This window comes from Pseudoxanthomonas sp. LjRoot204_2 (assembly GCF_056175765.1).
The window spans coordinates 1-3053 of sequence record NZ_JBGFFG010000399.1 but is presented as its reverse complement, the minus strand read 5'-3'; the positions used below and the strand labels follow the sequence as shown (position 1 = coordinate 3053).

Sequence of the window (3053 nt, the reverse complement as noted above, 5' to 3'; positions counted from 1 at the left end):
CTTGTCTAGAATGCCGTCCATGGCCACCTACTTCTCCGATGCCAGTTTCAAGTTCCTGCGCGGGCTGGCGCGCCACAACGACAAGACCTGGTTCGCCGACCACAAGGCGCAGTACGAAGCCCATGTCCGCCAGCCGTTCCTCCGCCTGCTGACCGACCTGCAGCCCGACCTGGCGGCGGTCAGCCTGCATTTCCGCTCCGATCCGAAGACGGTAGGCGGTTCGCTGTTCCGCATCTATCGCGATGCCCGTTTTTCCAACGACAAGTCGCCATACAAGTCGTGGCAGGGCGCCCGCCTGTACCACGAGCGCCACAAGCAGGTGCCCGCACCGTCCTTCTATCTGCACCTGCAGCCGGGCGAGTGCTTCGTCGGCGCCGGTCTCTGGCACCCGGAACCGGACACGCAGCGCCGCGTCCGCCAGTTCATCCTCGACAATCCGGGCAGTTGGAAGAAGGCCGCGCATGATCCGGCGTTCCGGCGCCGCTTCGATTTCGAGGAAAGCGAAAAGCTGGTCCGCGCGCCGCGTGGCTTCCCGACGGATTTCGAGTTCATCGAGGACCTGAAGCACCGCAACTTCGTGTTCTGGCGCTCGCTGGACGACACCACCCTGACGGGCCCGCGCCTGAGGCAGACGCTGGCCGGCGATCTCAAGACGCTGGCGCCGTTCGTCGACTACCTGTGCGCGGCGCTGGATCTCGAATTCTGACCGGGAGGATTCGCCGATGACGCGCTCTGCGACGAAGACGTGGCTCCTGAGCGGCGCATTGCTGGCCATACTGCTGGGGGTGGCCATCTATGTGATCGCCGGACCTTACCTCGCCCTGCACGGCATCCGTACCGCGATCGCGGAACAGGACACCTCCCGATTGCAGAAGCACGTGGATTTCCCCGCGCTGCGGGTCAACCTGCGTGCGCAGGTGGAGGACTATCTCGCACGCAAGGCCGGCCCGGACGTCGCGTCCAACCTGTTCGGCGCGGCCGCATTGTCCCTCGCCAACGAGGTGCTCGGACGCGGCGTGGACACGCTGGTCACGCCCATGGGGGTCGCCGCCATCCTGCAGGGCCGCTCGACGTGGGAACGCGCGATCGGCGAGACGATCGGTGGCGATACCTATGCGCCGCCGGTACCGGCGGAACCGCTGAAGGCCGCCGAGCATCACTACGAATCGCTGTCGCGTTTCACCGCGACCGTCCACGACGATGACGGCGACCCGGTGGTGTTCGTGCTCACCCGACAAGGCCTTCGCTGGCGGCTGACGGATATCCGGCTGCCGTTTTGACATGCTTGGCGGGACGGGCCAGCGCTACGGATTGGCGACACCGTGGGGTACATGACCGGCTGCCACGTGAAGGCGCGCGCTGTCGATGTTGTGCTGCGAATCATCGAAGAAGATGTCGGCACCGAAGGCTTCCAGGAACGGCCCTTTGTGGCGTCCGCCGAGGAACAGCGCTTCGTCCAGGCGCACGCCCCACTCCCTCAATGTCCGGATCACCCGCTCGTGGGCGGGGGCCGAACGCGCGGTGACCAGCGCGGTACGGATCGGCGAGCGTTCGTCGGCGGGGAACACCTGCTGCAACTGGTGCAGGGCCGCCAGGAAGTTGCGGAAGGGTCCACCGGACAACGGTTCGCGCGCGCGCGCCTGTTCGTGCCTGCCGAAGGCCTCCACGCCCTGCTCGCGTGAAATGCGTTCGCTCTCGTCGCCGAAGATCACCGCGTCGCCATCGAAGGCAATGCGCAGCTGGTGCTCATGGCGTTGCTGCGGCGCGCCGGCCGGCAGGATGGTGGCCGCGGCGATGCCATGTTCGAGCGAGCGCCGCACCGATTCCGGATTCGCCGACAGGAACAGGTCGGTCCCGAACGGCTTGACGTACGGCCAGGTGGGTTCCCCCGCGGTGAACGTCGCACGCACGATACCCAGCCCGTAGTGCTGGATGGAATTGAAGATCCGCAGGCCGGTATCCGCGGAATTGCGCGACAACAGGATCACCTCCACGCGTGGCGCGTCGGGCGGCGCACCGGCGTTCAGGGCCAGCAGCTTGCGCACCACCGGATACGCGATGCCGGGGGCCAGCACGTCGTCCTCATGGTGCCGCTGGTAATCGCTGTACGCCTTCACCCCCTCGCGTTCGTAGAGGGCGTGGCTTTCTTCCAGATCGAACAGAGCGCGCGACGTGACGGCTACGGTCAGCAGGCGGGGGGTGTTGTCGGGCATGCGCACAGTATCGGCGATCGACGGCGCGCGAAGCGAGACCGCCCGATCATCCCCCGGGAGCCGACGCGATGCGCAGTTGCGCCGGCGGGCCGCGCCGGTTGTCCGCGGTGACCGCACGTACCTCGACGATCAGGTCGATGCGCGACTGCTGCACGGGCGGTCCGTCCTTCCACAGGAACACGAACTCGCTGCGCCTGCCTTCCAGCCGGCCGGCGACCGGCTCGCGGGGAAAGATCGCAAGGGCGTCTTCCCCCACTACGCGGAACTCGAACCCCAGGTCACGCAGCTTGTAGTCCGTCCCGCGCGGCCACTCGACACTCAGCGTCAGCAGGCCGCTGGCGTCGCAGGATGCCCGCCCATCGACGCCGCGCGTGAGGCTGACCAGATCAAGGACCGGCGCTTTCAGACCCGTTTCATCGGCTGCCGTCGCGACGCCGTGCGTGGCGAACACGGTCGTCCCGGTGGACAGATTGCAGGCGTTTCCTTCGCCGATGGCAAGCAACAGCAACACCCCGACCGCGTACCTCATCTGCATCGTGACCCCTCCCCGGGTGGATGCGAACCGGACCGCTACGGGGCGCTGGATAACATGCGTGACATGACCCGGCAAGCCGCAATGCGGCGAAACCGCGATGTCCGCCGGGACATTGCGACTCAGGTCATGAACTGTTCGCTGAGGATGCGTTCTTCCAGGTTGTGCTCGCGATCGAACAGCAGCGTGACCGTCCGGTCGCGCGACTCGCGGATGGTCACCTCCACCACGTCGCGGATTTCGTGCGAATCGGCGGTCGCGCTGACCGGGCGCTTGTACGGGTCGAGTACGCGGAAACGCACTTCGGT

Annotated in this window: 4 protein-coding genes and 1 pseudogene; 2 read left to right on the top strand and 3 right to left on the bottom strand. The window is 66.7% G+C overall.

Annotated elements, in window-relative coordinates:
* The first annotated feature begins 19 nt into the window (after positions 1-19).
* The gene (locus AC04L7_RS15495; protein ID WP_299342430.1) at positions 20-706 is read left to right on the top strand and encodes a DUF2461 domain-containing protein; all 687 of its coding nucleotides are present in this window, start codon (positions 20-22) and stop codon (positions 704-706) included.
* Between the two features lie 16 nt (positions 707-722).
* Entirely contained in the window at positions 723-1280 is a 558-nt protein-coding gene (locus AC04L7_RS15490) for a DUF2939 domain-containing protein (protein ID WP_435998266.1), read from the top strand.
* A 24-nt stretch (positions 1281-1304) separates the two neighbouring features.
* Here the strand turns inward: AC04L7_RS15490 and AC04L7_RS15485 are convergent, their stop codons facing one another.
* The 3 genes and pseudogenes from AC04L7_RS15485 to ppnK form a co-directional block, all read right to left on the bottom strand.
* Entirely contained in the window at positions 1305-2213 is a 909-nt protein-coding gene (locus AC04L7_RS15485) for a 5'-nucleotidase (protein WP_296279931.1), read from the bottom strand.
* A 46-nt stretch (positions 2214-2259) separates the two neighbouring features.
* A complete protein-coding gene (locus tag AC04L7_RS15480; RefSeq protein ID WP_475513349.1) occupies positions 2260-2742 on the bottom strand; it encodes a hypothetical protein in 483 nt (160 codons plus the stop codon).
* A gap of 125 nt (positions 2743-2867) precedes the next feature.
* Positions 2868-3053: pseudogene (ppnK, locus tag AC04L7_RS15475) on the bottom strand (NAD kinase); the annotation flags it as partial.

Excerpts from the sequence above, each read along its gene's own strand:
- AC04L7_RS15490 (WP_435998266.1), top strand. The coding sequence starts at position 723 with ATGACGCGCTCTGCGACGAAGACGTGGCTCCTGAGCGGCGCATTGCTG.
- AC04L7_RS15495 (WP_299342430.1), top strand. The coding sequence starts at position 20 with ATGGCCACCTACTTCTCCGATGCCAGTTTCAAGTTCCTGCGCGGGCTG.
- AC04L7_RS15480 (WP_475513349.1), bottom strand. The coding sequence starts at position 2,742 with ATGAGGTACGCGGTCGGGGTGTTGCTGTTGCTTGCCATCGGCGAAGGA.
- AC04L7_RS15485 (WP_296279931.1), bottom strand. The coding sequence starts at position 2,213 with ATGCCCGACAACACCCCCCGCCTGCTGACCGTAGCCGTCACGTCGCGC.